This is a genomic window from Sphingomonas echinoides (genome assembly GCF_029623395.1).
GTDB classification, from domain to species: domain Bacteria; phylum Pseudomonadota; class Alphaproteobacteria; order Sphingomonadales; family Sphingomonadaceae; genus Sphingomonas; species Sphingomonas echinoides_A.
This window is the reverse complement of record NZ_JAPYKK010000005.1, coordinates 106,919-130,601: the sequence shown is the minus strand read 5'-3', so window position 1 is coordinate 130,601 and position 23,683 is coordinate 106,919. Positions and strand designations below refer to the sequence as shown.

The 23,683-nt window shown below is 65.9% G+C and carries 25 protein-coding genes and 1 tRNA gene; 16 read left to right on the top strand and 10 right to left on the bottom strand.

The window, feature by feature from the left end; genetic code table 11:
• Positions 1-65 precede the first annotated feature (65 nt).
• The 7 genes from QBJ92_RS05015 to QBJ92_RS04985 all read left to right on the top strand — a co-directional run bounded on the left by QBJ92_RS05015 (position 66) and on the right by QBJ92_RS04985 (position 5,837).
• Positions 66-1,367 (top strand): spinster family MFS transporter, encoded by a 1,302-nt coding sequence (locus QBJ92_RS05015; protein WP_277968590.1) that lies wholly within the window; start codon positions 66-68, stop codon positions 1,365-1,367.
• A 95-nt stretch (positions 1,368-1,462) separates the two neighbouring features.
• Positions 1,463-2,572 (top strand): S-(hydroxymethyl)glutathione dehydrogenase/class III alcohol dehydrogenase, encoded by a 1,110-nt coding sequence (locus QBJ92_RS05010; protein WP_277968589.1) that lies wholly within the window; start codon positions 1,463-1,465, stop codon positions 2,570-2,572.
• Positions 2,572-3,432, top strand: coding sequence for an S-formylglutathione hydrolase (gene fghA / locus QBJ92_RS05005; RefSeq protein ID WP_277968588.1), 861 nt, complete (start codon positions 2,572-2,574; stop codon positions 3,430-3,432). The genes QBJ92_RS05010 and fghA overlap by 1 nt, the downstream gene beginning before the upstream one ends.
• An 89-nt stretch (positions 3,433-3,521) precedes the next feature.
• Positions 3,522-3,782, top strand: a complete 261-nt coding sequence (locus tag QBJ92_RS05000) for a hypothetical protein (protein ID WP_277968587.1) — start codon at positions 3,522-3,524, stop codon at positions 3,780-3,782.
• Between the two features lie 181 nt (positions 3,783-3,963).
• Positions 3,964-4,785 (top strand): SDR family NAD(P)-dependent oxidoreductase, encoded by an 822-nt coding sequence (locus QBJ92_RS04995; RefSeq protein WP_277968586.1) that lies wholly within the window; start codon positions 3,964-3,966, stop codon positions 4,783-4,785.
• Between the two features lie 77 nt (positions 4,786-4,862).
• On the top strand, positions 4,863-5,210 hold the full coding sequence (locus QBJ92_RS04990) for a glycine zipper 2TM domain-containing protein (protein ID WP_277968585.1): 348 nt from the start codon (positions 4,863-4,865) through the stop codon (positions 5,208-5,210).
• Between the two features lie 219 nt (positions 5,211-5,429).
• Entirely contained in the window at positions 5,430-5,837 is a 408-nt protein-coding gene (locus QBJ92_RS04985) for an Hpt domain-containing protein (RefSeq protein WP_431358367.1), read from the top strand.
• A 37-nt stretch (positions 5,838-5,874) separates the two neighbouring features.
• On the opposite strand, the gene QBJ92_RS04980 is transcribed toward QBJ92_RS04985, so the two are convergent.
• Positions 5,875-8,235, bottom strand: a complete 2,361-nt coding sequence (locus tag QBJ92_RS04980; protein ID WP_277968584.1) for a hypothetical protein — start codon at positions 8,233-8,235, stop codon at positions 5,875-5,877.
• 83 nt (positions 8,236-8,318) lie between these two features.
• Here QBJ92_RS04980 and QBJ92_RS04975 point away from each other — a divergent pair, with 83 nt between their 5' ends.
• The 5 genes from QBJ92_RS04975 (at position 8,319) to QBJ92_RS04955 (ending at position 12,782) form a co-directional block, all read left to right on the top strand.
• Positions 8,319-8,612 carry an Hpt domain-containing protein gene (locus QBJ92_RS04975; protein ID WP_277968583.1) on the top strand — a complete coding sequence of 98 codons (294 nt, stop codon included), beginning with the start codon at positions 8,319-8,321 and terminating at the stop codon, positions 8,610-8,612.
• Between the two features lie 138 nt (positions 8,613-8,750).
• On the top strand, positions 8,751-9,911 hold the full coding sequence (locus QBJ92_RS04970) for a hypothetical protein (protein WP_277968582.1): 1,161 nt from the start codon (positions 8,751-8,753) through the stop codon (positions 9,909-9,911).
• Between the two features lie 56 nt (positions 9,912-9,967).
• Positions 9,968-11,089, top strand: a complete 1,122-nt coding sequence (locus tag QBJ92_RS04965; protein WP_277968581.1) for a DUF2336 domain-containing protein — start codon at positions 9,968-9,970, stop codon at positions 11,087-11,089.
• A complete protein-coding gene (locus tag QBJ92_RS04960) occupies positions 11,086-12,501 on the top strand; it encodes a sensor histidine kinase (protein WP_277968580.1) in 1,416 nt (471 codons plus the stop codon). Before QBJ92_RS04965 ends, QBJ92_RS04960 begins: the two co-directional genes overlap by 4 nt.
• 92 nt (positions 12,502-12,593) lie before the next feature.
• Complete coding sequence (locus QBJ92_RS04955) at positions 12,594-12,782, top strand: hypothetical protein (protein WP_277968579.1); 189 nt, start codon at positions 12,594-12,596, stop codon at positions 12,780-12,782.
• Positions 12,783-12,840: 58 nt separating this feature from the next.
• On the opposite strand, the gene QBJ92_RS04950 is transcribed toward QBJ92_RS04955, so the two are convergent.
• The 3 genes from QBJ92_RS04950 to QBJ92_RS04940 form a co-directional block, all read right to left on the bottom strand.
• Complete coding sequence (locus QBJ92_RS04950) at positions 12,841-13,359, bottom strand: DUF4893 domain-containing protein (RefSeq protein ID WP_431358366.1); 519 nt, start codon at positions 13,357-13,359, stop codon at positions 12,841-12,843.
• Positions 13,360-13,614: 255 nt separating this feature from the next.
• Positions 13,615-14,400, bottom strand: coding sequence for a 3-hydroxybutyrate dehydrogenase (locus QBJ92_RS04945; RefSeq protein WP_277968618.1), 786 nt, complete (start codon positions 14,398-14,400; stop codon positions 13,615-13,617).
• Between the two features lie 46 nt (positions 14,401-14,446).
• A complete protein-coding gene (locus tag QBJ92_RS04940; RefSeq protein WP_277968578.1) occupies positions 14,447-15,607 on the bottom strand; it encodes a patatin-like phospholipase family protein in 1,161 nt (386 codons plus the stop codon).
• A 137-nt stretch (positions 15,608-15,744) separates the two neighbouring features.
• Between QBJ92_RS04940 and ypfJ the strand changes: the two genes are divergently transcribed.
• Positions 15,745-16,665 (top strand): KPN_02809 family neutral zinc metallopeptidase, encoded by a 921-nt coding sequence (gene ypfJ, locus QBJ92_RS04935; protein WP_277968577.1) that lies wholly within the window; start codon positions 15,745-15,747, stop codon positions 16,663-16,665.
• A 58-nt stretch (positions 16,666-16,723) separates the two neighbouring features.
• Here ypfJ and QBJ92_RS04930 read toward each other — a convergent pair whose 3' ends face one another.
• Both QBJ92_RS04930 and QBJ92_RS04925 read right to left on the bottom strand, forming a co-directional pair.
• Complete coding sequence (locus QBJ92_RS04930) at positions 16,724-17,713, bottom strand: NADP-dependent oxidoreductase (RefSeq protein WP_277968576.1); 990 nt, start codon at positions 17,711-17,713, stop codon at positions 16,724-16,726.
• Between the two features lie 137 nt (positions 17,714-17,850).
• Positions 17,851-18,846 (bottom strand): DUF2171 domain-containing protein, encoded by a 996-nt coding sequence (locus QBJ92_RS04925; RefSeq protein ID WP_277968575.1) that lies wholly within the window; start codon positions 18,844-18,846, stop codon positions 17,851-17,853.
• Positions 18,847-19,092: 246 nt separating this feature from the next.
• Here QBJ92_RS04925 and QBJ92_RS04920 point away from each other — a divergent pair.
• The 3 genes from QBJ92_RS04920 (at position 19,093) to QBJ92_RS04910 (ending at position 20,876) form a co-directional block, all read left to right on the top strand.
• Positions 19,093-19,168 (top strand) — tRNA-Ala (locus tag QBJ92_RS04920).
• Positions 19,169-19,275: 107 nt separating this feature from the next.
• On the top strand, positions 19,276-20,121 hold the full coding sequence (locus QBJ92_RS04915) for an oxygenase MpaB family protein (RefSeq protein WP_277968617.1): 846 nt from the start codon (positions 19,276-19,278) through the stop codon (positions 20,119-20,121).
• Positions 20,118-20,876 (top strand): NUDIX hydrolase, encoded by a 759-nt coding sequence (locus QBJ92_RS04910; protein WP_277968574.1) that lies wholly within the window; start codon positions 20,118-20,120, stop codon positions 20,874-20,876. The genes QBJ92_RS04915 and QBJ92_RS04910 overlap by 4 nt, the downstream gene beginning before the upstream one ends.
• A 6-nt stretch (positions 20,877-20,882) precedes the next feature.
• Here the strand turns inward: QBJ92_RS04910 and QBJ92_RS04905 are convergent, their stop codons facing one another.
• The 4 genes from QBJ92_RS04905 to QBJ92_RS04890 all read right to left on the bottom strand — a co-directional run bounded on the left by QBJ92_RS04905 (position 20,883) and on the right by QBJ92_RS04890 (position 23,612).
• Positions 20,883-21,434, bottom strand: coding sequence for a hypothetical protein (locus QBJ92_RS04905; protein WP_277968573.1), 552 nt, complete (start codon positions 21,432-21,434; stop codon positions 20,883-20,885).
• A gap of 210 nt (positions 21,435-21,644) precedes the next feature.
• The gene (locus tag QBJ92_RS04900; protein WP_277968572.1) at positions 21,645-21,944 is read right to left on the bottom strand and encodes a hypothetical protein; all 300 of its coding nucleotides are present in this window, start codon (positions 21,942-21,944) and stop codon (positions 21,645-21,647) included.
• A gap of 56 nt (positions 21,945-22,000) precedes the next feature.
• Entirely contained in the window at positions 22,001-22,780 is a 780-nt protein-coding gene (locus QBJ92_RS04895; RefSeq protein ID WP_277968571.1) for a transglutaminase-like domain-containing protein, read from the bottom strand.
• A gap of 97 nt (positions 22,781-22,877) precedes the next feature.
• The gene (locus QBJ92_RS04890; protein WP_277968570.1) at positions 22,878-23,612 is read right to left on the bottom strand and encodes a Bax inhibitor-1/YccA family protein; all 735 of its coding nucleotides are present in this window, start codon (positions 23,610-23,612) and stop codon (positions 22,878-22,880) included.
• Between the last annotated feature and the right edge of the window lie 71 nt (positions 23,613-23,683).

The window sequence follows — 23,683 nt, the reverse complement described above, 5'->3', positions numbered from 1 at the left end:
TCTTGCGGAACCGCGCCTGCACGAACAAGGGAGCGGACTTGCACGGTGACAGCGGAGAACGGTTTTTGAACAGCGAGACGACGCCAACCCTGTCCCCTGCGCGCTGGTATGTCGTGACGATCCTCGCGCTGGTCTATGCGCTCAACATCGCGGACCGCTATATCGTATCGACGGTGCTCGAGCCGATCCGCAAGGAATTCGCTCTGAGCGATACCGGGGTCGGCTGGCTGACGGGGGTGTCGCTGGCGTTCTTCTACATCATCGCGGGTCTGCCGATCGCGCGCTATGCCGATCGCGGCAACCGCCGCAACATCGTCGCGGTCGCGCTGGTGACCTGGTCGGGAATGACCGCGCTGCTCGGGCTGACGCACAATTTCTGGCAGTTCCTGCTGGCGCGGATCGGGGTCGGGATCGGCGAGGCGGGGTGCACGCCACCCTCGACGTCGATCATCGCGGACAACTTTCCACGGGGTCGGCGCGCGTTTGCGCTGACCCTGTGGGCGCTGGGGTTGCCGCTTGGCGCGTGGCTGGGTTCGAGCGTCGCTGGTGCGATCGTCGATCATTTCCATAGCTGGCGGGCAGCGTTCATCGCGCTCGGCGTGCCGGGCGTGCTGTTCGGCGCGGTCATCCTTTTCACGGTGCGCGAACCGGTGCGCGGACGGTTCGAACTCCGCGGGCGTACGGACGACGCCGCCACCTTCGTCGAGACGTGCCGCTTCCTGTGGACCCAGCGATCGGCGTGGCACATCAATGCGGCGGGCGCGGTGATCTGCCTGTGGGGCTGGGGGATGCTGTTCTGGATGCAGACGTATTTCGAGCGCGCTTACGGCCTGTCGACCTCGGAAGCGGGCGCGCGGTTGGGGACGATCTATTTCTGGGCAGGCACACTGGCGACGATCGCGACGGGCGCGCTGCTGGCGTTGCCGCAGATGCAGGACGTCAAGCGGATCGCGTGGTTCCTCGCTGCAATCGTGATCGTGTCGACGATCCCGTCCTTCCTGATTTTCTGGACGCATTCGCTGAGCGTGGCGACCGCGATGCTGTGGATCGTGATCCCGTGCGTCTATCTCTACATGGGGCCGACGATGGCGCTGCTGCTCAACTTCCTGCCGCCGACGATGCGCGCGCAGGGGATGGCGATCAGCCTGCTCGCCGCCAACGTGTGCAATCTGATCGTCGCGCCGACGGTCGTCGGCTGGATCAGCGACACGCTCGCACCGCGGCTGGGGAGCAATGCGGAGTCGCTGCGCTATGCTTTGCTCGCACTGTCGCTGACCGGCTTCTGGGCGGGCTATCACTATCTGACGAGCGTTCGGACGTTCGACAGCGACGACGTGCGCCTCGGGCATCCGGGCAAGCTGGCGTAGCCTAGGGACCATTTGGGGGGACCGTTCGGCCACTCTGCGCTTTATGCAATGGAAGGCCGGCCTATAAGCGCCAGGCCCAGACACCGGAGTATGCCATGAAGACCCGTGCCGCCGTCGCGTTCGAAGCGAAGAAGCCCCTCGAGATCGTCGAACTCGACCTGGAAGGCCCGAAGGCGGGTGAAGTGCTGGTCGAGATCATGGCGACGGGCATCTGCCATACCGACGCCTATACGCTCGACGGGCTCGACAGCGAGGGGCTGTTCCCGAGCGTGCTGGGGCATGAAGGCGCCGGGATCGTCCGCGAAGTCGGGCCGGGCGTCACCTCGGTCAAGCCGGGCGATCATGTCATCCCGCTCTACACGCCGGAATGCCGCCAGTGTAAGTCGTGCCTCAGCGGCAAGACCAACCTGTGCACCGCGATCCGCGCGACGCAAGGGAAGGGGCTGATGCCCGACGGCACGACGCGCTTCAGCTACAAGGGCCAGCCGATCTACCATTATATGGGCTGCTCGACCTTCTCCAACTTCACCGTCCTCCCCGAGATCGCGGTCGCGAAAATCCGCGAGGACGCTCCGTTCAAGACGAGCTGCTACATCGGCTGCGGCGTGACGACGGGCGTCGGCGCGGTGGTCAACACCGCCAAGGTCGAAGTCGGCGATACGGTGATCGTGTTCGGGCTCGGCGGGATCGGGCTCAACGTGTTGCAGGGCGCACGGCTCGCAGGCGCGGCGAAAATCGTCGGCGTTGACATCAACCCGGACCGCGAGGAATGGGGCCGGCGCTTCGGCATGACCGACTTCGTCAATCCGAAGGATGTGAGCGGCGATCTCGTCGCGCATCTGGTCAAGCTGACCGATGGCGGCGCGGACTATACGTTCGATTGCACCGGCAACACGACCGTGATGCGGCAGGCGCTGGAGGCATGCCATCGCGGCTGGGGCACGTCGATCGTCATTGGCGTCGCGGAAGCGGGCAAGGAAATCAGCACGCGGCCGTTCCAGCTCGTGACCGGGCGCAACTGGCGCGGGACCGCGTTCGGCGGCGCGAAGGGGCGGACCGACGTTCCCAAGATCGTCGACTGGTACATGAACGGGATGATCGAGATCGACCCGATGATCACGCACGTGCTGACGCTCGACGAGATCAACAAGGGCTTCGACCTGATGCATTCGGGCGAGAGCATCCGCAGCGTGGTGCTGTTCTGATGGCGGCGGTGAAGACCGTGTCCGAGGTCAAGGCGCATGGCGGGGTGCAGGGCGTCTACAGCCACGCCTCGACCGCGACCGGCACCGAGATGACCTTCTCGGTGTTCGTGCCGGAGCATGCCGAGGGCGAGACGCTGCCGGTCTTGTGGTTCCTCTCGGGGCTGACCTGTACGCAGGCGAACGTGACCGAAAAGGGCGAATTCCGCGCGGCCTGCGCCGCGCACCGCGTGATCCTCATCGCACCCGATACCAGCCCGCGCGGGGAGGGCGTGGCGGACGATCCGGACGGGGCGTATGACTTCGGGCTGGGCGCGGGGTTTTACGTCGATGCGACCGAGGCACCGTTTGCCGAGCATTACCGGATGTGGAGCTATGTCACCGAGGAACTCCCGGCGCTGATCGGCGAGACGTTCGCGGCGGACATGGGCCGGCAGGGGATCATGGGGCATTCGATGGGCGGGCATGGCGCGTTGACGATCGGACTGACCTTCCCGGATCGCTTTGCGGGCGTCTCGGCGTTGGCGCCGATCGTCGCGCCGTCGCAGGTGCCGTGGGGGCAGAAGGCGCTCGGCGGGTATCTTGGGGAGGATCGTGCGGCGTGGCGCGCGCATGATGCGGTTGCGCTGATCGAGGATGGTGCGCGGGTGTCCGCGTTGCTGGTCGACCAGGGGGATGCGGACAATTTTCTGGCGGAGCAGCTTCGTCCGGAACTGCTGCGCGCTGCGTGTGAGGAGGGAGGGATCGACCTGACGCTGCGGATGCAGCCTGGGTATGACCACAGCTACTATTTCATCTCGACCTTCATGGCGGAGCATGTCGCCTGGCATGCGGAGCGGCTGCGCTCCGGTTCTCCCGCGTAGGCGGGAGCCCAGGGTTGTCGGGCGTTGCATTCGTAACTCTGGATCTTCGCCTTCGCGGGGAAACCGCACGAGGTTCAAACGAGTAGTTCATGGCCAAGAAACGCACGTACCTCACCGCAACGCTCCCCGATGGGTACGTCAAGACGATCGGGCCGACCACGACCGCGTTCACGCATTATTGGCGGATCGTCGCGACGCTCGAGAATGGCAAGAGCGAGGTTTTCTGGGGCCACACCAAATCGCTTGCCGAAGCGAAGCGCAAGACCGCGGCGGCGGGGGAGGCATCGAAGATGCGCGGCTGGCGGAGCTATGCGCTCGATATCGTCGCGGTCGTACCGACCGACGGTTGAGCGCAACAAGGTGTCGTATCACCGCGCGACGGCAACCCTTCGGGCGGCGGAACATTGGGCGATCGAAGGCAACGGCCGTGACGTGGCGCCGGACAGGGAGATTGCTGATGACACTGTGTGAAAACGGCTCGCAAGGCTTCGGACGACCTGTTCGCAAGTATCTGAAATTGGACGACAATCAATGACCGCGCTGGCATCGGGCAACCTTGCCGTCGTGACCGGCGGCGCGAGCGGGATCGGGCTTGCCGCCGCGAAAGCGTTCGTCGGCCTTGGATTGCGCGTCGTGATCGTCGATCGACCGGGCGAAGCGCTCGAGGCGGCGGTCGCGCTGCTCCGGGGCGAGGTGGTCGGCATGGCGGTCGACGTTGCGGATCGGGTCGCGGTCGAGGCGCTCGCGGCTACGATCGCCGACCAATATGGCGCGGTTTCGGTCCTGATGAACAATGCGGGCGTAGGCGCCGGGGGCGACGTGCTGGCGGATCCTTCGGCATGGGAACATGTGCTCGGCGTGAACCTCATGGGTGTCGTGCACGGGGTCCAGAGCTTCGTCCCTGCCATGATCGATAGCGAGCGGCCGGGAATCATAATCAACACCGGGTCGAAGCAGGGGATCACCCAACCACCGGGCAACACGGCGTACAACGTCAGCAAGGCAGGGGTGAAGGCGTTGACGGAAGGTCTGGCGCACACGCTTCGGCAGCGGTCCGGGGACCGCGTTACCGCACATCTGCTGATTCCAGGCTTCACCTTTACCGGGATGACGGCGGCCAGCACACCGGACAAGCCCGCCGGGGCGTGGTCCGCGGATGAGGTCGTTGCCTTCATGCTCGACGGAATTGCGGCGGGCGATTTCTATCTGCTCTGTCCCGACAACGAAACCAGCCCGGAGCAGGATCGCAAGCGCATCCTGTGGGCGGCGGGCGATCTCGTCGAAAACCGACCAGCCCTGTCGCGGTGGCACCCCGACTGGATGGATCGCTTCGCAGCGTTCATGCGGGGTTAGTCCGAAGACGGGCAAATGAACTTTCGCAAGGGTCGTTGGTTGTTCGGCCACAGGGTTCAAAGTCAAAGGACAAGACGATGAAGAAGTTTATGATGGCGCTGATGGTGGCTGCGGTGACGCTTCCTGGTCCGGTCCTCGCGGCGCAGGATCGCGATCGCGACGGATATCGCGATGGCTATCGTGACCGCGACTATCGTGACCGCGGACGGAACTATCGCGGCCGTGACTCGCGTCGTTACCAGGATTGCAAGCGCAGCAGCGGCACGACCGGCACGATCGCCGGTGGCGCAGGTGGCGCAATTCTCGGCAACGTTCTTGGCGGCGGTACGCTCGGCACGGTTGCTGGCGGTGTCGGCGGTGCGTTGCTCGGTCGTAGCATGGACAAGAAGCATGATGCTGCCCAGAACCGGAAGAACGGTTGCTGATCTGATCCGCTAACGCCGCTCCTCAGGCAGGGGCGTCGTCGGAATGTCCCGATTACCCCGCTCCCTTTCCAGGGGGCGGGGTTTTTTGTTGCCGGAACAACCAGAAGCGCCGTTTTCCGTCTACCGTTCCGCGGCGTGTCAACGGGTCGTTTACGATATCGCCCTACATCGACGTCATGACCTTCGCGTCCGCGGCGGACGTGTTTGGGGGAGACGAAGGTGCCACACGACGACAAAAGCCTGATCGATTGGGTCGTGTTTGCCCGCGCACGTAGCGAACTTGGCGGCGGTTTCGTGCGGATTCTCGGCTATTTTCGCGAGGATGGCGTCAAGTCCGTGCTCGCCATCGAGGCCGCGATGCGCGCGCAGAACGCGGCTGCCATCGTGATCCCCGCCCACACGCTGAAAGGCGAAGCCCGCCAGTTCGGTGCGGAGCCGCTGGGCGCGCTGGCCGAGAAGATCGAAACCGTCGCGCGGGACTGCGTGGAGAGCCGCGACACGCCCGACGAGGCGATGGCCGATGTCGCCGCACTTCGGCAGATGTTCGAGCGGAGCCTCGCCATTCTCGAGGCCGAAGCCAACCCCGTCACCCCGCGGCGGCAAGGGTTCGGCAGACGGATCGGATGATCTAGGCGACCCGCACGGCGGCGGGCCTCGGACCGTCTCAGGTCCGCAGTCGCTCGATCGCTTGCGCCAGCGCGACGTAAAGCTTGCCCATGTCGGACGACAACAGCGTCACCCCGAGCGGCGACCCGTCGGGACCGGACAGGATCGCGCGAAGCATCGCTTCGAAATCGTGGATATAGCGGTTCACATGCTCGCGGAACGCATCGTCCTCGTCGTACAGATAGGCGATCTCGCGCGCATCGGTCGTATCCAGCAACCGCACCGCGCGGCGCGTGAAGACACCGCGGTCGCCCTTCAGATAGGCTGACCACGCGCTGTCGGAGACGTCCGCCGAAAACGTCTTGGCGATGTCGATCGACGCGGAATTGAGTGCCTCGACGAGCAGCGATACGCGCCGCGTCATCGAATTCTGGTCGGCTTCGGCTCGCTGCAGACGATCGTCCTCGAACCGCGTTTCGAGGACTGCGGAGGCGTTGGCCAGCGCGGTGACGCGCTCGGTCAGGCGTTCGGACGCCCGCGCTGCCGAATCCGCTGCGGCATCGGCCGCTGCCGCGATCGCGGCGAGCTGTTGCTGGACGGCATGGGTCGCACCGCGCTCGACGGCGGCGGCGCTATGCTGTTCGATCGCGAGCGCGGCGTCGGGGATGACGCTGGCGAGCGTCTCACGCGCGCGATCCGCGGCGGCATTGGCGGTATCGCGGACCCGCAGCAGCGCTTCCACCAGTCGCGGCGCGGCTTCGTCGGCGAAGCGGTTGGTCTGGCCGATCGTGTCGTCGACCATCTGCCCGAGGGCATCCGCCTTGAGCTTGCCGTCGCTGAGCGTGTCGATCAACGTGCCCGCAAGCTTCTCGACCGTGTCGTGCTGCGTGGCGACGACGTGCGCGATCGCTTCGATCGCGTCGTGCGTGCTTTCCGCGGCGGTGACGAGCGCGAGCAGTTCGGGCTTGGTCGCGCCGACGTGGCGGCGGGTGTCGCCGACCTTGGTATCAAGGCGGGTCAGGGCGTCCGGCAAGGTCTCGTCAATTTCACGCGCGGCGGCGTCGAGCGCGAGCAACAGACGCTCGGTCGTCTCGATCGCGGTGCTGGCGACGGTATCGCCCATCCGCAACGCTTCGGTCATCGCATGCGCGGAGCCGCCGAGCGCGCTGATCGACGCAGCGAGCGCCTGGCTGCGGTCGATCCCCTGCGCATGCAACGCGTCGAAGCGGCCAGACACGTGGACAATGTGGTGGTCGAGTTCGGCGAAGATCTCGCCACCCGTGCCGCGCTGTTCGTTCAGTCGGGCGGCAACATGCTCGATCAATCCCTCGATCTCGACGATGCGCGCGGCGAGGCCATCGGCACTGTCATGCGCGACGCGTTCGAGCGCGGCCTGGTTGGTGCCGAGCATCGCGAGCAACGCATCGCCCTGTGCCGCGATCCCGCGGCGTGCTTCGTCGATCGCGTCGGCCGTACGCCCGAGCAGTCCGTCGACCGCGACCGACATGTCGCCGGTAACCCGCTCGAGCCGGGCGCCGGCCGTTTCGCTGGTCGCTTCCATCCGCGTGATGTGCGCGGCGAGCTTCTGGGCGGCACCGTTGGCGACGGCATCCGCTTCGCGGCCGCGTTCAGCGAGCGCCGCCAGTTGCGCGTCGAGCGCGGCGGCATGCTCGGTCGCCGTCACCCCGGTCGCCTTGAGCAATTGCGCGAGCGCATCGGTCTCGCCGTGCGCGCGCGGCAACAGCGCCAGCAGGACATCGAGCCGGGTCTGCGCATTCTCGGCAGCCTTGGCGAGCGTGGTCGCGTGCGACTCCGCCGAGGCAATATGGTCGCGCATGCCACCGCCGACTCCCGCGAGCCTTGCGACGGCGGTATTGCCGAGCGTGTCGAGCCGTTCACTCTGTTCGCTAAGCTGGATCCGGTGATCGTCGATCCGGGTGGAAAGGCGATCGATCGTGCGCTCCAGATTGGCGGCCTCTGCGCGCATCGCCTGTGCGGTGCGCCCGAAGCGGCGTGCCTCGGCTGTGCTGGTGCGCAGCGCAAGCAGGAGCAGAATTCCGATGAAGGCCGGGGGCACGCACAGGCCAGCGACGAAGCTGACCAGTTCGGGGGCGCCCATCCGCGGCAGGGACGGCGCCGACAGTAGCAGCATCGTAACCAGCCATGCCAGCGACAGAACCAAACCAGTGACCATCAGCCACGGGAAGGGCTTGCCGGGAACATCGACCTCGACGTTGTCGGGGTCGGCGTCGGGTTCGGCGTCGACGAACGTGGCGGAATCGGACAGATTTTGCATGGGCACGGTTTCCGCGTCGGACGACAGGGCTTGCGGGTTGGGCAGCAGATCGCCGTGCGGCGGGTAGCCGGGTTTCGGACGATGATTGGGCCGAAGATCGATGATGCGAGAACCCCCGTTCATAAGGCTCGTTTATCATGAAAAGCGCAGACGCAAAGCGAATAGCGAAACCCAACATTAAGTCCTTCGTCCATACGGTCCGAATCATGGCGTATGAACCTGGTGCAATCGATGCGACGCTGGCGGCGGCGGTGGGCGACGAACCCCTGCTGATCGCGGAATTGCGGATCGCGTTTCTCGAAAGCGTTCGACGTGGGCTCCACGGGTTGGAGTGTGCGGTGGACGAAGCGGAATGGAAAGGTGCCGCATGGCGGTTACGCGGCCTCGCGGCGAGCTTCGGTGCGGTTCGGCTGATGACGATCGCGACCGAGGCGGCGGCGTGCGAGGTACAGGACCCGGCACTGATGCGGCGTTTGCGTCGCGCGGTCGAGCAGCTGTAACGCGCCGTTCTGCAGGTCGTGTGGGTCCCTCCCGGGCTGCCTGGCGATCTTTCGATCCCTTGCCTTTCGGCCGCTCGCCGTTCGGCAGGGGGCTTGCGGCCTTTGCCAAGCTGTTCCGAACGCCGTAACAGCGCGTCCATGCTGGCAGGACTGATTTTCACGACCGAAGACGCCGACGATCGGCCAGGGACGCTTGCGGCCACCTTGCCGTTCGGCGGATTGACGCTGGTGGAATTCCAGGCGCGGTTGCTCGCTGCGGCGGGGGCGACGCAGATCATCCTCGTCGTCTCGCGGATGACGCCCGAATTGCTCGGCGTGATCGGTCGGATCGGGCGGCGCGGTGGGCTGGTCGATGCAGTGCGTACCGCGCAGGATGCGGTCGCCAAGCTCCACCCGCTGGCGCGCGTGCTTGTCGTTGCTGACGGCGTGGTGACGAGCGGCGATATCATCCAGAGCCTCGCGTCCGCGGGCCACGACACGCTGGTGATCTGCGATCCCGACGATCACCGTTACGAACGCGTCAGTGCCAAGGCGGCGTGGGCCGGACTTGCGCTGCTCGATTGCAAGCGCGTCAGCGAAGTCGCCGCGATGCCGCGGGATTATGATTTCCAATCGACGCTGTTGCGCGTGGCGGCGCAGGCGGGCGCGGAGCAGGTGCGGCTCGATCCCCGCGATGCGCCCAAGCATGCGATCGAACGCAGCGCCGACGCGCTGATCCGGCGCGGGACCGCGACCGTTGCGGCGCTGGTGGCGAAACCGGTGCGCTGGGCCGAACGGTTCCTGCTGGCACCGCTCGTCCGGGTCGCGTTGCCGCCGCTGATGGCGCGGCTGATATCCACGATCGTGCCGCTCGCGGTTGCCGGGGCGCTGAGTGTCGGGGCCTTGATCGGCATTCTTGGAAAACACCCCGTGATCGGGCTGCTGCTTGCCTTTGCGGCGCTGGTCGGGGTGAGCATCGCCGCGGCGCTGGGGTGGGTCCGGGAGGAGAACCGGATCGCGGCGATCGCGACGCACGCCCGCTCCGCGATCGTCGCCGGCGCGGTGCTGGCGATCGGGGTGCGCGCCGATCCGGTCGCCGGCACGGCGCTGGCCGGGGCGCTGGTCGTTGCAGGGGCTTTGCTCGAACGTGCCGCATTGCCCGCGTTGCTGCGGCGGTGGTGGGCGAGTCCGACTGCCTATCTCGTGATCCTGCTGCCGCTGGTGATCCTCGGATGGCCGCTCGTCGGCCTGGCGGGGGCCGCACTGTACGGCGCTGGGACACTTGCGGCCGCGATCGAGGCTTTTCGGCAAAAGCCGTAGTCTCGCCGTCCGAGCAAACGGCGTAAGTCGCTCCCATGTGGAGCGATGGACGCAGCATGGATAGGGGAGCTGAGGATGGGGTCGCGACGCTGCTTGCCCGTGCCGTCCACGCCGCGGCGACCGCGGAGGAGCGGCTGGGCGGCGCGATTGCCGACGTGTTCCTCGACGATGCCGTCCGGCTGGATGATCGCACCCGTCTCCGTGTGCGGGCGGTGCTCGCCCAACTTGCCGGCGAGGTCGAAACGGTCTTGCGCGTGCAGGCCGCGCGCTTGCTCACGCTGCGCGACGCAGCGTCCCTGGCGGAACGCCTCATCACGAACGGCACGCCCGTCTTTGCACGGCTGAACGCCAGCGGGTTGCTTCGCGACCCGGCGTTGATCCGTGAAGTGATCGGGCGAGTCCAGCAGGACGCCATCGCCGACGCCTTACCGCCCCACGCTCCGGAGGATCGCGATCGGCCAAGCCTCCTGCCGCGACTGTTGTATCATGCGGACTCGTCGGTAAGCGCAGCAGCGGCAGCGCTGCTCGCCGCGGAAAGCCGCCGCCGCGGCGTCGCGCCGGTCGGCGCGCGTGGGTCGAGTGACTTGCCGGCGGACCTGCACCGCCACCTGGTCTGGTGGAGCGCGGCAGCGCTGCGCATGGGCATTGGCCAGGTCGGCGCGGGGGCCGTACCGGCGCTGGACCGGGCGCTGGCCGAGGCGGCGCTCCACGCGATCGATGCTCATGTCGACGGAGACAGGCTCGACGCAGTGGCGATGCGGTTGGCCCGGGCACTCGACCCCAGTTCGAGCGAACGGGCTCGCTGGCTGATCGAGGCGTTGCGCGACCGGCGCCTGTCGCTGTTCATCGCCTTGCTGGCGGACGGACTCGGGCTGTCGTACGCCGACATGCGCGCGATCGTGCTCGATCCGAGCGGTGTGCGCCTGTGGCTCGTGCTGCGCGCGCTCGGCCTCGATCGGGCGGCGATTGCGCGGGTCGGTCTGGCGCTCGCCGAGGCAGACCCGCGGCGCGACATCGACGGGTTCGTCGCGGTGCTCGACGCCATTATGGCGACCGACGGCGCCGTGGCGCGACAAGCGCTGGCGCCCCTGCTGCTCCATCGCGATTATCGCGCGGCGCTGACCGCACTCGCTCGGGGTATGGACGGGGCGTGGCCATCGTGGGATTTGCCCGGGTGAGCCTGGACGACCCGGTACCGCCAACCACCGTACGCGCCACACTCGATCGCGCAGGACGGCTGATCGCGGCGGACCGCCGGCTGCTTTCGCTCAACGCGCGGGCGGGCGGGGAGACCGGCATGCCGTTGGCGATCCCGGGGCTGGACACGGTGGTGCGGCTCGCGCTGCAGTTGGCGATTCCGGTCGCGCGGACGGTGGTCGTCGCGGATGGTGCCGAGGATCTGGACCTGTGGGTCCGCGCCGATCCGATCACCGATCCGGCTGGTGTGCGTGGCGGGGTCGATCTTATTCTGGTCGGGTGGCGTACCCGCTCCCCGTGGCAATCGGATGCTTTGCACGAAACACGCGAGGCCGACTTCCTGCGCAGTGCCGCGCAGTGGGAATGGGAAACCGATGCGATCCTGTCGCTGACCGCCTTGTCGGGCAGAGCAAGCGCAGCGATGGGCGTGGACGGGCAGGCCGCCCTTGGACGCCCGCTGACACAGCTGTTCGTGCTGGCGGAAGACGACGCCGGAGTGTTTCCGATCCTGCGCGGTCTCGCGGCGCGCGAACGCTTCGTTCGGCAACGCGCGATCGTGCGCCAAACCGGCCAGACGGTCCTGCTCTCGGCAGTGCCGCGGCTCGACGCAGGCGGCGAGTTTGCCGGGTTCGCCGGATACGCCGAGGATGTGGACCCGTCGGGTGCGGCCCGGACCGGTGCGCTGTCGACGTCGGATGTCAGGAGCGATCTGGACGCGCTGACGGACGGGATCGCGGCGCGGCTCGATCGGACGCTACGGGGACCGCTCGACCGGATCATCGCTTCGGCGGAAACGATCCGAGCGCAATCCGATGGGCCGCTGCGCCAGGATTATGCGGATTATGCCGCTGACATTGCGAACGCGGGGCGGCATTTGATCGGGCTGGTCGACGATCTGATCGACCTGCGCGCGATCGAACAGCCCGGTTTCACGGTCGTGCGCCAGCCGATCGACTTTGCCCATGTCGCACGCCAGGCGGCCGGGTTGTTGCGGCTCCGGGCGTCGTCGGCGCGAGTGCAGATCGATGTGCCTGCTGCCGCGGAAAGCCTGATGGCGACGGGCGATGCGCGGCGGGCGTTGCAAGTTCTGGTCAACCTTCTTGCCAATGCGGTCCGTTACTCACCGCTCGACGGGACGATCTGGATCCGGGCGGAGCGCGACGCGCATCTCGCCGCCATCATCGTCGGGGATCAGGGCAAGGGCATCGCACTCGACGATCAGGCGCGGATCTTCGCGAAGTTCGAACGCGTCGACCCCGGCGAGGCGGGAGGATCAGGGCTGGGCCTCTACATCGCACGACGGCTGGCGCGCGCGATGGGTGGGGACGTGCGAGTCGACAGTGGGCCAGGGCTGGGCGCGCGGTTCGTCTTTACCCTCCCACTGAACGGCTGACGGATGACATAATCGTCAATTGACGTTGCGCGCATGCGGCGTAGGTTCGCGCCTGGCTCGTGTACGGGCCGTGAGCGTGTTGGAGAGTCTGTATGCGTAAGCTTATTCTGGCGGCGTCCGTTCTGGCGTTTGCAGCCGGCACCGCGCCCGCCGTGGCGGCACCGTGCAAGGACGCCAAGGGACGGTTCATGAAGTGCCCTACCGTCGCGCCAAAGGCAACGAAGTGCCGCCTCAACGGCAAGTTCGCGAAATGCGGTACCCCCGGGGCCAAGCCAGCCTGACCTGGCGGCGCGGTCTTCGGGCCGCGTTTCCGTCGCGAGGACGCCCCCGGCCCGAGTGTTATCGCGCCGGAACGATCTCGACGACGTTCAATAGCGATTCGAACCGCGGCCACGGGAGCACCATACGCCAGCGTTGCGGTTCGATCCGCTCGACGTACCCGGCAAGGTCGTGGTTGGCGTCCTTGCCATAGGCCAGCGGGCGGTGCTCGTCCCCCAGCACCATCGTGCCGAGAAACACCGCGCGCGACGATGAGTCTTCGTACAGCGTCCCGAAAGGGCGCTGCGCGCCGTCGATCTTGTACAGGCGCACGATCCCCTCCGCGCTTTCGACCCGGCAATCGACTGCGGGGTAGCGCGTCAGATCGCGCATCGCGGTGCCGTTGGCGCCCAGTTTGACGACCTGGCAGCGATAGAGCCCGGCGGGCGGCACCGGGTTGGGCAGGGCGCGGTCCGGATCGAACAGCGTCGGGTCGGCTTCGATCGAGGCGATCAGCCCGGCGGCGCGGATCTTTGCCATGGCGTCGATCCAGGCCCCACGCCAGGATCGCAGGCGTGCGCGGTCGGCCGGCGTGGCCACGCGGCGCCAGTCCGTCTGACGATCCGTCTGGGTATCCGCCGCTGGAACGGGCAGCGGCCGGGCCGACGCCGTTCCCCCGCATCCGGCGGACACCCCCGCCATCGTACATGCGATCAGACCCGAGAGGCGGGCGGGGCCGTTCACCGGCAGGACGTCATAATGTGCAGTTCCACAGAGAGATGACCGGACCGCCCATCAACCACGCAATTCCCGCAATGCCAAGGACTTCCGTGCGGGCGCCGGGACCCAGGCAGGTCAGGCGGCGGTCCATCCCCCATCGACCGACAAGTTCGCGCCGGTAATCGCCTTTGCCTCGTCCCGGCACAGGAACAGCGCGAGCGCGGCGACCTGATCGACCGTCACGAATTCCTTGGTCGGTTGCGCCGCAAGCAGGACGTCTTCCATCACTTGCTCGCGCGTCATCCCGCGCGCCTTCATCGTGTCGGGGATCTGCGCTTCGACCAGCGGGGTCCAGACATAGCCGGGCGAGATGCAGTTGACGGTCACGCCATGCGTCGCGGTTTCCAGCGCGATCGTCTTGGTCAAGCCGGCGAGGCCGTGTTTCGCCATGACATAAGCGGACTTGTTCGGACTCGCGACGAGCGAATGCGCCGAGGCGGTCGAGATGATCCGGCCCCAGCCTGCCGCCTTCATGTACGGCACCGCAGCCTGCATCATGTACCAAGCCGAATGCAGGTTGATCTGCAGGATCGCTTCGAACTTATCGGCCGGAAAATCCTCGATCGGCGCGACGTGCTGGATGCCGGCGTTGTTGACGATGATATCCGGGCCACCCAGTTCTTCATGACACCGCTTCACCATTGCCGCGATCTGGTCGGGGCGAGTCATGTCGGCGGGGTCGTAGAGCGCCTTCGCGCCGCTCGCGGCCTCCAGCTTGGCGCGCGCGTCCTCGATCGCTTCGGGCGCGCCGAAGCCGTTGATCACGACGTTTGCGCCCTCTTGTGCGAAGACCTTCGCATATTCCAGCCCGATGCCCGAGGTGGACCCGGTGACGATCGCGGTTTTGCCCTTGAGGAACATGGCCTTGGTCTCCGTCATTGATAGCAGGATGTCTTGAATGCGGGCGTCAGAAGGGGTGCGTCGGAGCCGGTTGCGTCAGGTCGAACGCCGCGCTCTTGCCCGTTTCGATGTTGTGCGCGATCAGGCGTGCGTTCTCCATCGTCTTGGCGACGTCCGCCATTCCGGCGTTCCAATGCTCGCGCATCGTCCGCGCCGAAAACTCGAAGTCGCGGCTGCCGCCCTCCCAGGCGTTGGCGCGGTGGATGAGATGGACGAGGTTGACCGGATCCTCGCGCGCGCTCGCTGCGAGCGCGATCACGTCCGGGTCGTCCAGTAATTCCTTGGGAAGCTTGTCGAGCACGCGTCGCGCAAGTTCGCGGTCCTTGCGGACCCGCATCATCTGGTCGGAGACCTGACGCGTCCGGCTCGAAAAGCGGATTTCCTTCTCGCGTGCCATAACGTCCATGATCGTGCGGGGACGCTCGGTCGCGGCGGGGAACAGGTCGATCTGGAAAGCCAGCAATTCCCCGCTCTGATGTTCGAGGACGTGAGTCAGCGGGGTGTTCGAGACGAGCCCGCCATCCCACCATAGGCGTCCGTCGATCTCGACCGCGGGCAAGCCGGGCGGCAGCGCGCCCGATGCCATGATGTGCCGCGCGTCGATCCGCATTTCGGTCGTATCGAAATAAGCGAAATTGCCGCTCTCCACATCGACCGCGCCGACCGAGAGGCGGACGCGGCCGCTGTTGAGCAGATCCCAGTCGATCAGGCTGTCGAGCGTCGCGCGCAGCGGGGCGCTGTCGTAAAAGCTCGTCGCTTCGGGGGTGCCGGGAAGCGCGAAGGTCGGGGGAATGAGCCGGGGCGAGAAGAACCCGGGAACGCCGCCGGCGAGGACGGTCGCCGCCGACCATTCATGCAGGAACTCGCGGATCCGGTCGTCGGGAAAGATCGGGAAGCTCGGCAACGCCCCGGTCATCACGTCCCAGAATTTCGCGAGTTTCTCGACGCGGTGCTCGGGCAGATTGCCGGCGAAGATCGCCGCGTTGATCGCGCCGATCGAGATGCCCGAGACCCAGTCGATCTCGATCCCGCTCGACGCCAGGCCCTCGATCACGCCGGCCTGGTAACTTCCCAGCGCGCCGCCGCCCTGCAACACCAGCGCCACGCACTCGGGCAGGGGCAGCGCTTTCGCACGCCGTTTCGGTTTGATCGATTCGCTTTTCGACATGGCGCCGCCATGCGCGCGTTGCGGTGCGCGATCAACGCTTGGCGCACAAAAGAACGAACCCGCCAACCCGACTTGCAACAAGCCGGGCCGCCGCGCATTCATGCCGCAACGGCAACGACTTTCGGAATACTCCCGCCATGCGTCTCGATGATTTCGATCCCAACATCAACGTCGAGGACCAGCGCGGCCAGGGCGGCGGCAGCGGCTTCGGCGGTTTCGGCGGCGGCGGTGGCGGCGGGCTGTTGTTCGGCCTGCTGCCGATGGTGTTCAGCCGGTTCGGCTGCGGCGGCGTCGCGATCCTGCTGGCGGTGCTGTTCTTCTTCGGCGGTGGCCTGGGGATGCTCGGCGGCGGCGGTCAGGTCGGTGCGCCGACCCAGCAGGTCAGCCGCGAGAAGGCCGGTAGCGACGTCGCGTCGAGCTGTTCGCTCAACGCGGAGAGCAAGGCGGCGTGCAACGCGTTCAGCTCGGCCGACAAGACTTGGGCGGCGATTTTCCAGCGTGAGGGCAAGCAGTTCCAGCAGCCCAAGCTCGTGTTCTACGGCGGCAACGGTCAGTCCGGCTGCGGCGCGGCGCAGAGCGCGATGGGGCCGTTCTATTGCCCGCGCGACCAAGGCGTCTATCTCGACACGAGCTTCTTCGCGGAGCTGGCCGACCGGTTCGGCGCTAAGGGCGATTTCGCGCAATATTATGTGATCGCGCATGAGTTCGGCCATCACATCCAGAACCTGCTGGGCACGTCCGACCAGGTTTCGCGTATCCAGCGCAGCGGGGACGAAGTCGCCGGGAACCAGGCATCGGTGAAGCTCGAGCTACAGGCCGATTGCTATGCGGGCGTATGGGCAGCGCAGAACCGTGACCGTTTGGAACCCGGCGATATCGAGGAAGGAATGACCGCCGCGCGCGCGATCGGCGACGACACGTTGCAGAAGCAGTCGCAGGGACGGGTAGTGCCCGACAGCTTCACGCACGGCACGTCGGCCCAGCGGATGAAGTGGCTTCGTGTCGGCATGGAAAGCGGTGATCCGAATGCCTGCAACACGTTTTCGGGCGCGCTCTGAGGAGGTTTGAGACCCGGGGCGTCGCCATTCGGCAACGCCCCGGGACGTAGAGGGTGTTTTAGAGGCGGACGAGCATCTTGCCGGTGTTGCCGCCGCTGAACAGGCCGAGGAACGCGTCAGGCGTCGCGTCCAGCCCGTCGTGCACGGTATCCTGGCTCGTCAACGCGCCCGACTTCACCATCGCGGCCATGTCCTCGTAGAATTCCGTCGCGCGCGCGAAGTACGGCGTGACCAGGAACCCCTGCACGCGGATGCGCGCGGCGATCACGCGCATCAGATACTTCAGTTCGGTCGGCGTGCCGCTGTTATACCCTTCGATCATCCCGCAAATCGCGAACCGGGCGCCATCGCGCGCATGGGCGAGCGCGGCGTCGAGGTGACTTCCACCGACATTGTCGAAATACACGTCGATCCCGTCCGGGGCGGCTGCACCGAGCGCTTTGACCAGTGACGTGCCGTCCTTGTAATCAATGACATGGTCGGCGCCCAACGACTTGACCCACGCGCACTTCTCCGCGCCGCCGGCAGAGCCGATCACCGTCATGCCCTTGGCTTTGGCAACCTGCACCACCGTCGAGCCGACTGCGCCGGCGGCTGCCGACACGAACACCGTCTCACCGGGTTTGGCGGAAGCGACGTCGAGCAATCCCCAATATGCGGTCATGCCCGGCATCCCGAGCATGCCGAGGAACTGTTGCACCGGCACACCCAGATCCGGCAGCTTCTGAACCTGCGCGGCGGGCAGCACGGCCTCGTCGCGCCAGCCGAGCATGTGCTGGACCATATCGCCGACCTTGACCGAGTCGGCGTTGCTCTCGACGACTTCGCCGATCGCGCCGCCCTGCATTGGCTCGCCGAGCGCGAATGGCGCGACGTAGGATTTCGTGTCGTTCATCCGGCCGCGCATATACGGATCGACCGACAACCAGCGGTTGGCGACGCGTACTTCGCCGTCACCAAGGCTGGCCGACGCGGTCTCCATCAGCGCGAAATCGTCCATCTTCGGCATGCCGGCCGGGCGGCTTTTCAAAGTCCAGGAACGGGGCATCGGGGCTTTCTCCTTCATGTGTTTCGAACGGGGGGTATGCCCTGAGGAAGCTTGAGGCAACGAAAAAACCCCCTCCCTGCGGTGGCAGGGAAGGGGGCTTTCCAAGTTCAGGGAAGTTTACTTACGTCGCAAGGACTTCAGTAGGTCCCGCCAAAGCTCCGGTTGAGCGTGCGCGGGCCATTATTCTTGTCCGCATCGGCTGCACCCGCATTTTTGTCGTTCTCGCCGAAGAGCGCCTGGTTGCGTTCCTCGTCGCGCCAATGCGCCTTTGCATCCTCTGCCGACTTCGAGATCGTCACCTTGTCGGCCACGGTCTGCAACCAGCTCGATGGGATCGAGTGGTGGCGTCCACCGGCGTCGGCATCGGTCTTGGTCAGAATGATGCGATCGCCGCGCACCTTGTCGACCGTGCCGACATGCGCGCCGTCCGAACCGACGACTTCCATATGCTCAGTGACCTGCGACAGGGACGAGCGCTGCGTCTGCCGATTGCTCCGCCACGACCCGAATTCCGACTCGAACTTCGACCGGTTTTCGCGGCGATATTCATCATAGTCGCGATCGAGCGCCTCGATCTGCGTACGACGCCAACTGCCGTAGTTCTCGTCATGATGTCCGCGCTCGTTGCCGCCGCGCTGGTCGTCGTAGCGCGCATCGAACTCACGGCGACGCTGAGCTTCGTCGTCGCCGAACCACGAGCGGACTTCGTCGCCCGCGCGATCGAAGAAGCCGCGGTCGTCATAGTCATAACCTTGGGGCTGGCGACCATATCCTTGCTGGGGGCGACCATAGGCCTGGTTGCCACCGCGATTGCCATATTGGTCACCTTGGCCGTAGCTATCGCGTCCGTCGCGGTTCTGGCTTTGGAAGCGATCGCCACTGCTCCGGTTGCCGCCATAGTAGCCACCGCCTTCCTGTCCGAAACTGCGGTCGCCATATCCGCGTGCGCCATATCGGTCGCTACCGCCTTGTCCCTGATACCCGCTTCGATCGGACGGTCCGTAGTCGTCGTGCCGGTCGGGTCCACCAAAGGGATTTCCTCGGTCGCCGTATGCGCTCTGACCGTAGCGGTCATTCTGGTCGCGGTTGCCGGGGCGGTCCGAATAGGATCGGGAATAGCGTTCATCAGCCATGATAACGTCCTCCTGAGACAGTGAGCATCAAGGTGCGCGACGTTTGCCGCGTCGCATTGACGGGGAATAAACTCGGAGAAAAGCAAACCGGTTCCGCTGTTTGACGCAATGTCGGGGCGGATCGTCGTCCAGCCACGGTGAAGCATTTGAAAATTGCGTACGGTCGGCGGCGCATTGTCGTTGCACCGTGCACAAACCATGATATTGCAAGAATGAACGCTCCGCTGGGGCGGTCGGGCGTGGTGCGGGGCTGTAGCTCAGATGGGAGAGCGCTGCAATCGCACTGCAGAGGCCAGCGGTTCGATTCCGCTCAGCTCCACCACCACGCATTTTTCCGACATCCCTGACGGCATCCGCCACCGGTTCCGCTAGGACGGGTTCGCGTGGGGAGCCTAGCGGCGGGTGCTTCGTTCGTGCATCATGCCGTTGATGTCCTCCGCCGATCGTCTCGCCCGCCCGCTTAAAGGATTGATCGCCGGACAGGTTCGTGCCGTCTTCAACGATCGGTCCAGCGGTGAGGTGCCGGTGGTACGGCGTGCCGATGCCTTGTTCCCGCCGGACTCGGTCGCGTGGCGCGTCCATGGCGACGTGACGTCGATGCTGGTGGGCGGCGTTACTGCGCTGATGCTTCAGATGCTCCATCCCGCCGTGCTTGCAGGAGTCTGGGATCATTCAGGGTTTCGGGACGACATGCAGGGGCGGCTCCGCCGGACCGCGCGCTTCATCGCGGTGACGACCTACGGCGCGCCCGAGGATGCCCGCGCGCTGCTGGCGAAGGTGCGTCGCATTCATGATCACATTGGCGGATCGCTTCCGGACGGTACGCCGTATCGCGCCAGCGAACCCGCTTTACTCGCCTGGGTCCATGTGAGTGAAGTGCTGAGTTTTCTCGACGGCTGGATACGGTATGGGGAGCCGGGCATGAGCCGCGCCGACCAAGACCGCTATGTCCGCGAGATGGCGCGGATCGCGGAGCCGCTGGGGGTCGATCCGATCCCGACGACCCGCGCCGAAGCGGAGGCGATCCAGCGCCGGATGCGGGAAGATCTCCGGGTCGATGCGCGGACTCGGGACGTTGCCGATGTGCTGCTCAACCAGCCGGCGCCATCGATCGCTGCGCGACCATTCCAGGCGATGACGATGCAAGCCGCGATCGATCTGCTGCCGGGGTGGGCGCGGACGCTCCATGGACTGGAGCGGCCCGGCATAACGCTGCCGCTGTTGCGCGCGAGTACCTTCGGTGTCGCCAGTACGCTGCGTTGGGCGTTCCGATGACGCCGGAGCCTGCCACGGTGCCGATCCCGGCGGCGACGCTCGTGTTGTTCCGGCAGCGCACGGGGACACCCGAACTGCTGTTCGTGGAGCGATCGCGCGCGATGGCCTTTGCGGCGGGTGCGTTGGTCTTCCCCGGTGGCCGGGTCGATCCGGGAGACCATGTGTTGGCGCAGCAATTTGGCGACGATGTGGAGGACGGCGCGAGCCGGATCGCGGCGATCCGCGAGACGCTGGAGGAAGTCGGGGTGCCGGTCGGGCTGCCGCCACTGTCGGCGGCGGAGATTTCAGGGTTGCGCGCCGCGTTGCAGGCTGGCGTTCCGTTCGGACAGGCGCTGTCCGCCATCGATGTGACGCTGTCGATCACGGACCTGGTCCCGTTCGCGCGATGGTGTCCGTCGCATGCGCCGGCGCGGATCTTCGATGCGCGATTCTATCTGGCCGAGATTCCGGTCGACGCGCCCGAACCGATCGTCGACGACACTGAGAATGTCCGCGTATTCTGGGCAACCGCGCAAGACGTGCTCGACCTGGCGGACCGGGGCGCCGCGACGATCATTTTCCCCACCCGCCGCAATCTGGAGCGGCTGGCATTGTTCGACAGCTTCGCGGCAGCCGTATCGCACGCCGCCCGTCATCCAATCCGCACCATTACGCCGTGGGTCGAGCCGCGCGACGACGTTCCGCATCTCTGCATTCCGACGGACCTCGGGTACCCGATCACCGCTGAACCGATGCATAAAACCGTCCGCGGCTGACGCGCGTCAGTGCGGCATTGCTGCCGCTTCTACCTTTTCCACCCAGTTGGGGAAGAATCCGGGCTGGCGGTTGGACCATCCCGACGCCGTCGCCGCAGCTTCGCTGATTGATTGCAGCAACTTCCGACGCAGTTCAGGGTGAAGGTGCGGCAATGCCGCTGCCGCGCAGAAAGCTGCGGGGAGCCACGGCCGGATTTCGGCACCGATCAACCGTTCGTAAAGGAAACGGTAGGCGGCAAAGGTGGTGAGGCGGCCCTGTCCGAGGTCGAAGGCGGAAAGCGTGAGCAGCGGCCCCATGATCGTCTCGACCCCCTCGAGGCCGCCGTCATCCGGGATCATCATACGGATATTGGGTAGGCGGTCGTACAACCGGGCTTGTGCGCGAATGCTCGCGGCTTCGACGACATCGCGCGACCACAAAGCGAGTGCGTCCTGACGGTCGAGACCGATATCGAGGGCGCGACGGATATATCTCTGGGTCGATGCGGGGAACCCCGCGAACTCTTTCATCTCGGCCAGCGTCATCGTGCCGTTGGCCGCTTTCATCCGAGAACCCATCGTGCCACTCCGCTACAATCGTGCAGTCCAGCAAAAATGCGCTTCTTGCATTACCACATGGTTAACGCCGGAAACCCACTGCGAAACTAAGCGACCATAAATCGTGTTGCGGCGCAACATCCGATGCGACGAGATGAGATATTTGTACGAATGCGGATCGTCCCCGCACGGAACGGCCGTTCCGTGCGGGGGGAGGCGGGATCGTAGGCGTCAGCGTTTGTCGGAAGACCGCTTTGCCTCGGCTTCTGCATCATAGCCGGAAGACCGCGGCGGTTCGCCGTTTTCGCCGGGGCGGCTGGTCGAGGGCGGGTCGGACGCGTCCATCGACTCGTCCAGAGCGTTGTCGAGCGCTGCATCGGGGCTCGACGGGTTCCGTTCCAGACGGTGCGCGATCGATGCGTCCTGGCCCGCATCCTGCTTGTTCGCGGTTGCCTCTTCCTCGGGATCGCCGGGCGCCACCGAGAGGCCGTCGAGGGCCTTGTCGTCGATCAGCTTGGGGTCGTCGGTCATGAATTCACTCCTGATCGTTAGCCAAGGAGAACGATCCGACCGACGCGCCTGTTCCCTCATTCCAGACGCGTGACCAAAACACGTTGCGCGACGAAGGCAGCGCGGCCGAACACGGTCATGAAGGCGATGTCCGTTGCATCGCGCCCGACCGCGACCCGGACGAGATCCGAACAGCACGCCATGCGGGTTGCATCGACCAGATGCCAGCCGCCCCCGACCCACAATTCCGCCACCGCATGGAAATCGGGCGGGTCGACCCCAGGCGCGTAAGCGGAGACGCAGCGCGCCGGTATCCCGCCGGCCCGCGCCAGCGCGACGAGGAGGTGCGCATAGTCGCGACATACGCCGTGTCGTTCGGCAAAGGTCATCATCGCCGTGGTCGTGCCGTTCGACGTGCCGCCCTCGTAGCGCAAATGCCCGGCGACCCAATCAACCAGCGCCGCGGCGAGGGGGCCGCCGCTTAAGCCACCGAAATGCTGCTCGACAAAGCCTTCCAGACGGTCCGACTCACAATAGCGGCTCGGCAGCAGATACGGGATCGTGTCGACCGGCATGAGCCGTACCGGCGTGTTGGGGAGGACCGAAAAGTCGATCACGGGCCGATCGATCCGCACGATCGCGCGGTAATCCGCACGGAATGCGCCTTCCCCCCGGGCCCAGCAGCGTTGCCCGATCCCGTCTTCCCCGCGCACCGCGCGCAGCGGCTCGGGCGAATAGACTCGCAGATCCTGCATCTCGAGATGCTGATCGGGCTGTTTGGCCGCTTCGATCAGCAACAGCACGTCCGCCGCGCCATCGATAGTATAGTCGAGCATGGCCTCGATCGCGATGCGCATGAATGTCCTTTGTGCGGTCGGAGGGAAACGCCAATAAAAAAGGCCCGATGGATCGCGCCATCGGGCCCTTTCGGAAGAGCTCTTACCTAAGCGGCGATCAGTTGCGGTTGCCGAACAGGCGCAGGATGAACAGGAACATGTTGATGAAGTCGAGGTACAGGCTCAGCGCCGACATGATCGTCACGCGCTGCTCCATGTCGGTACCAGCAACCTGGGCGTACATAGCCTTGGTGCGCTGGGTGTCATAAGCCGTCAGACCAGCGAACAGCAGGACGCCGACGAAGCTGATGACGAGGCCAAGCGGACCCGAATTCAGGAACATGTTGAGCAGGCTTGCGACGATCAGGCCGATCAGCCCCATCGTCAGGAACGTGCCGAACGCGGACAGGTCACGCTTGGTGGTGTAGCCATACAGACTGAGGCCACCGAACGCCGCTGCCGTCGCGAAGAACGCCTGTGCGATCGCCGTCGGGCTGTAGACCAGGAAGACCGTCGAGAGCGACAGGCCCATCGCCACCGCGAAGCCCCAGAACATGATCTGCAGCGTCGAGTTGGTCATCCGGTTCTGGCCGAAGCTCATGCCGAACACGAAACCGAGCGGGGCGAGGGTGATCACCCACTTGAGGATGCCTGGGCCACCGAAAACGGTCGCTGCCGCACCGCTCGCCACGAAGCCGAGCGCGACGATCCCGGTCAGCAGGACCGCGGACGCCATGTAGTTATAGACGGACAGCATGTACCGCCGCAGGCCAGCGTCATACGCCCCCGCGCGGGTGGTCCCAGCCGTCTGGAACGCGGAGGCGTTCGGACGGGGATCAGACCAGTTTGCCATTACGAAAAGCTCCTTGCAGCCGGCCGTGTGCCGGTTGCCTTGAATATCGGCGCACCTTGCCCGTATTTCAA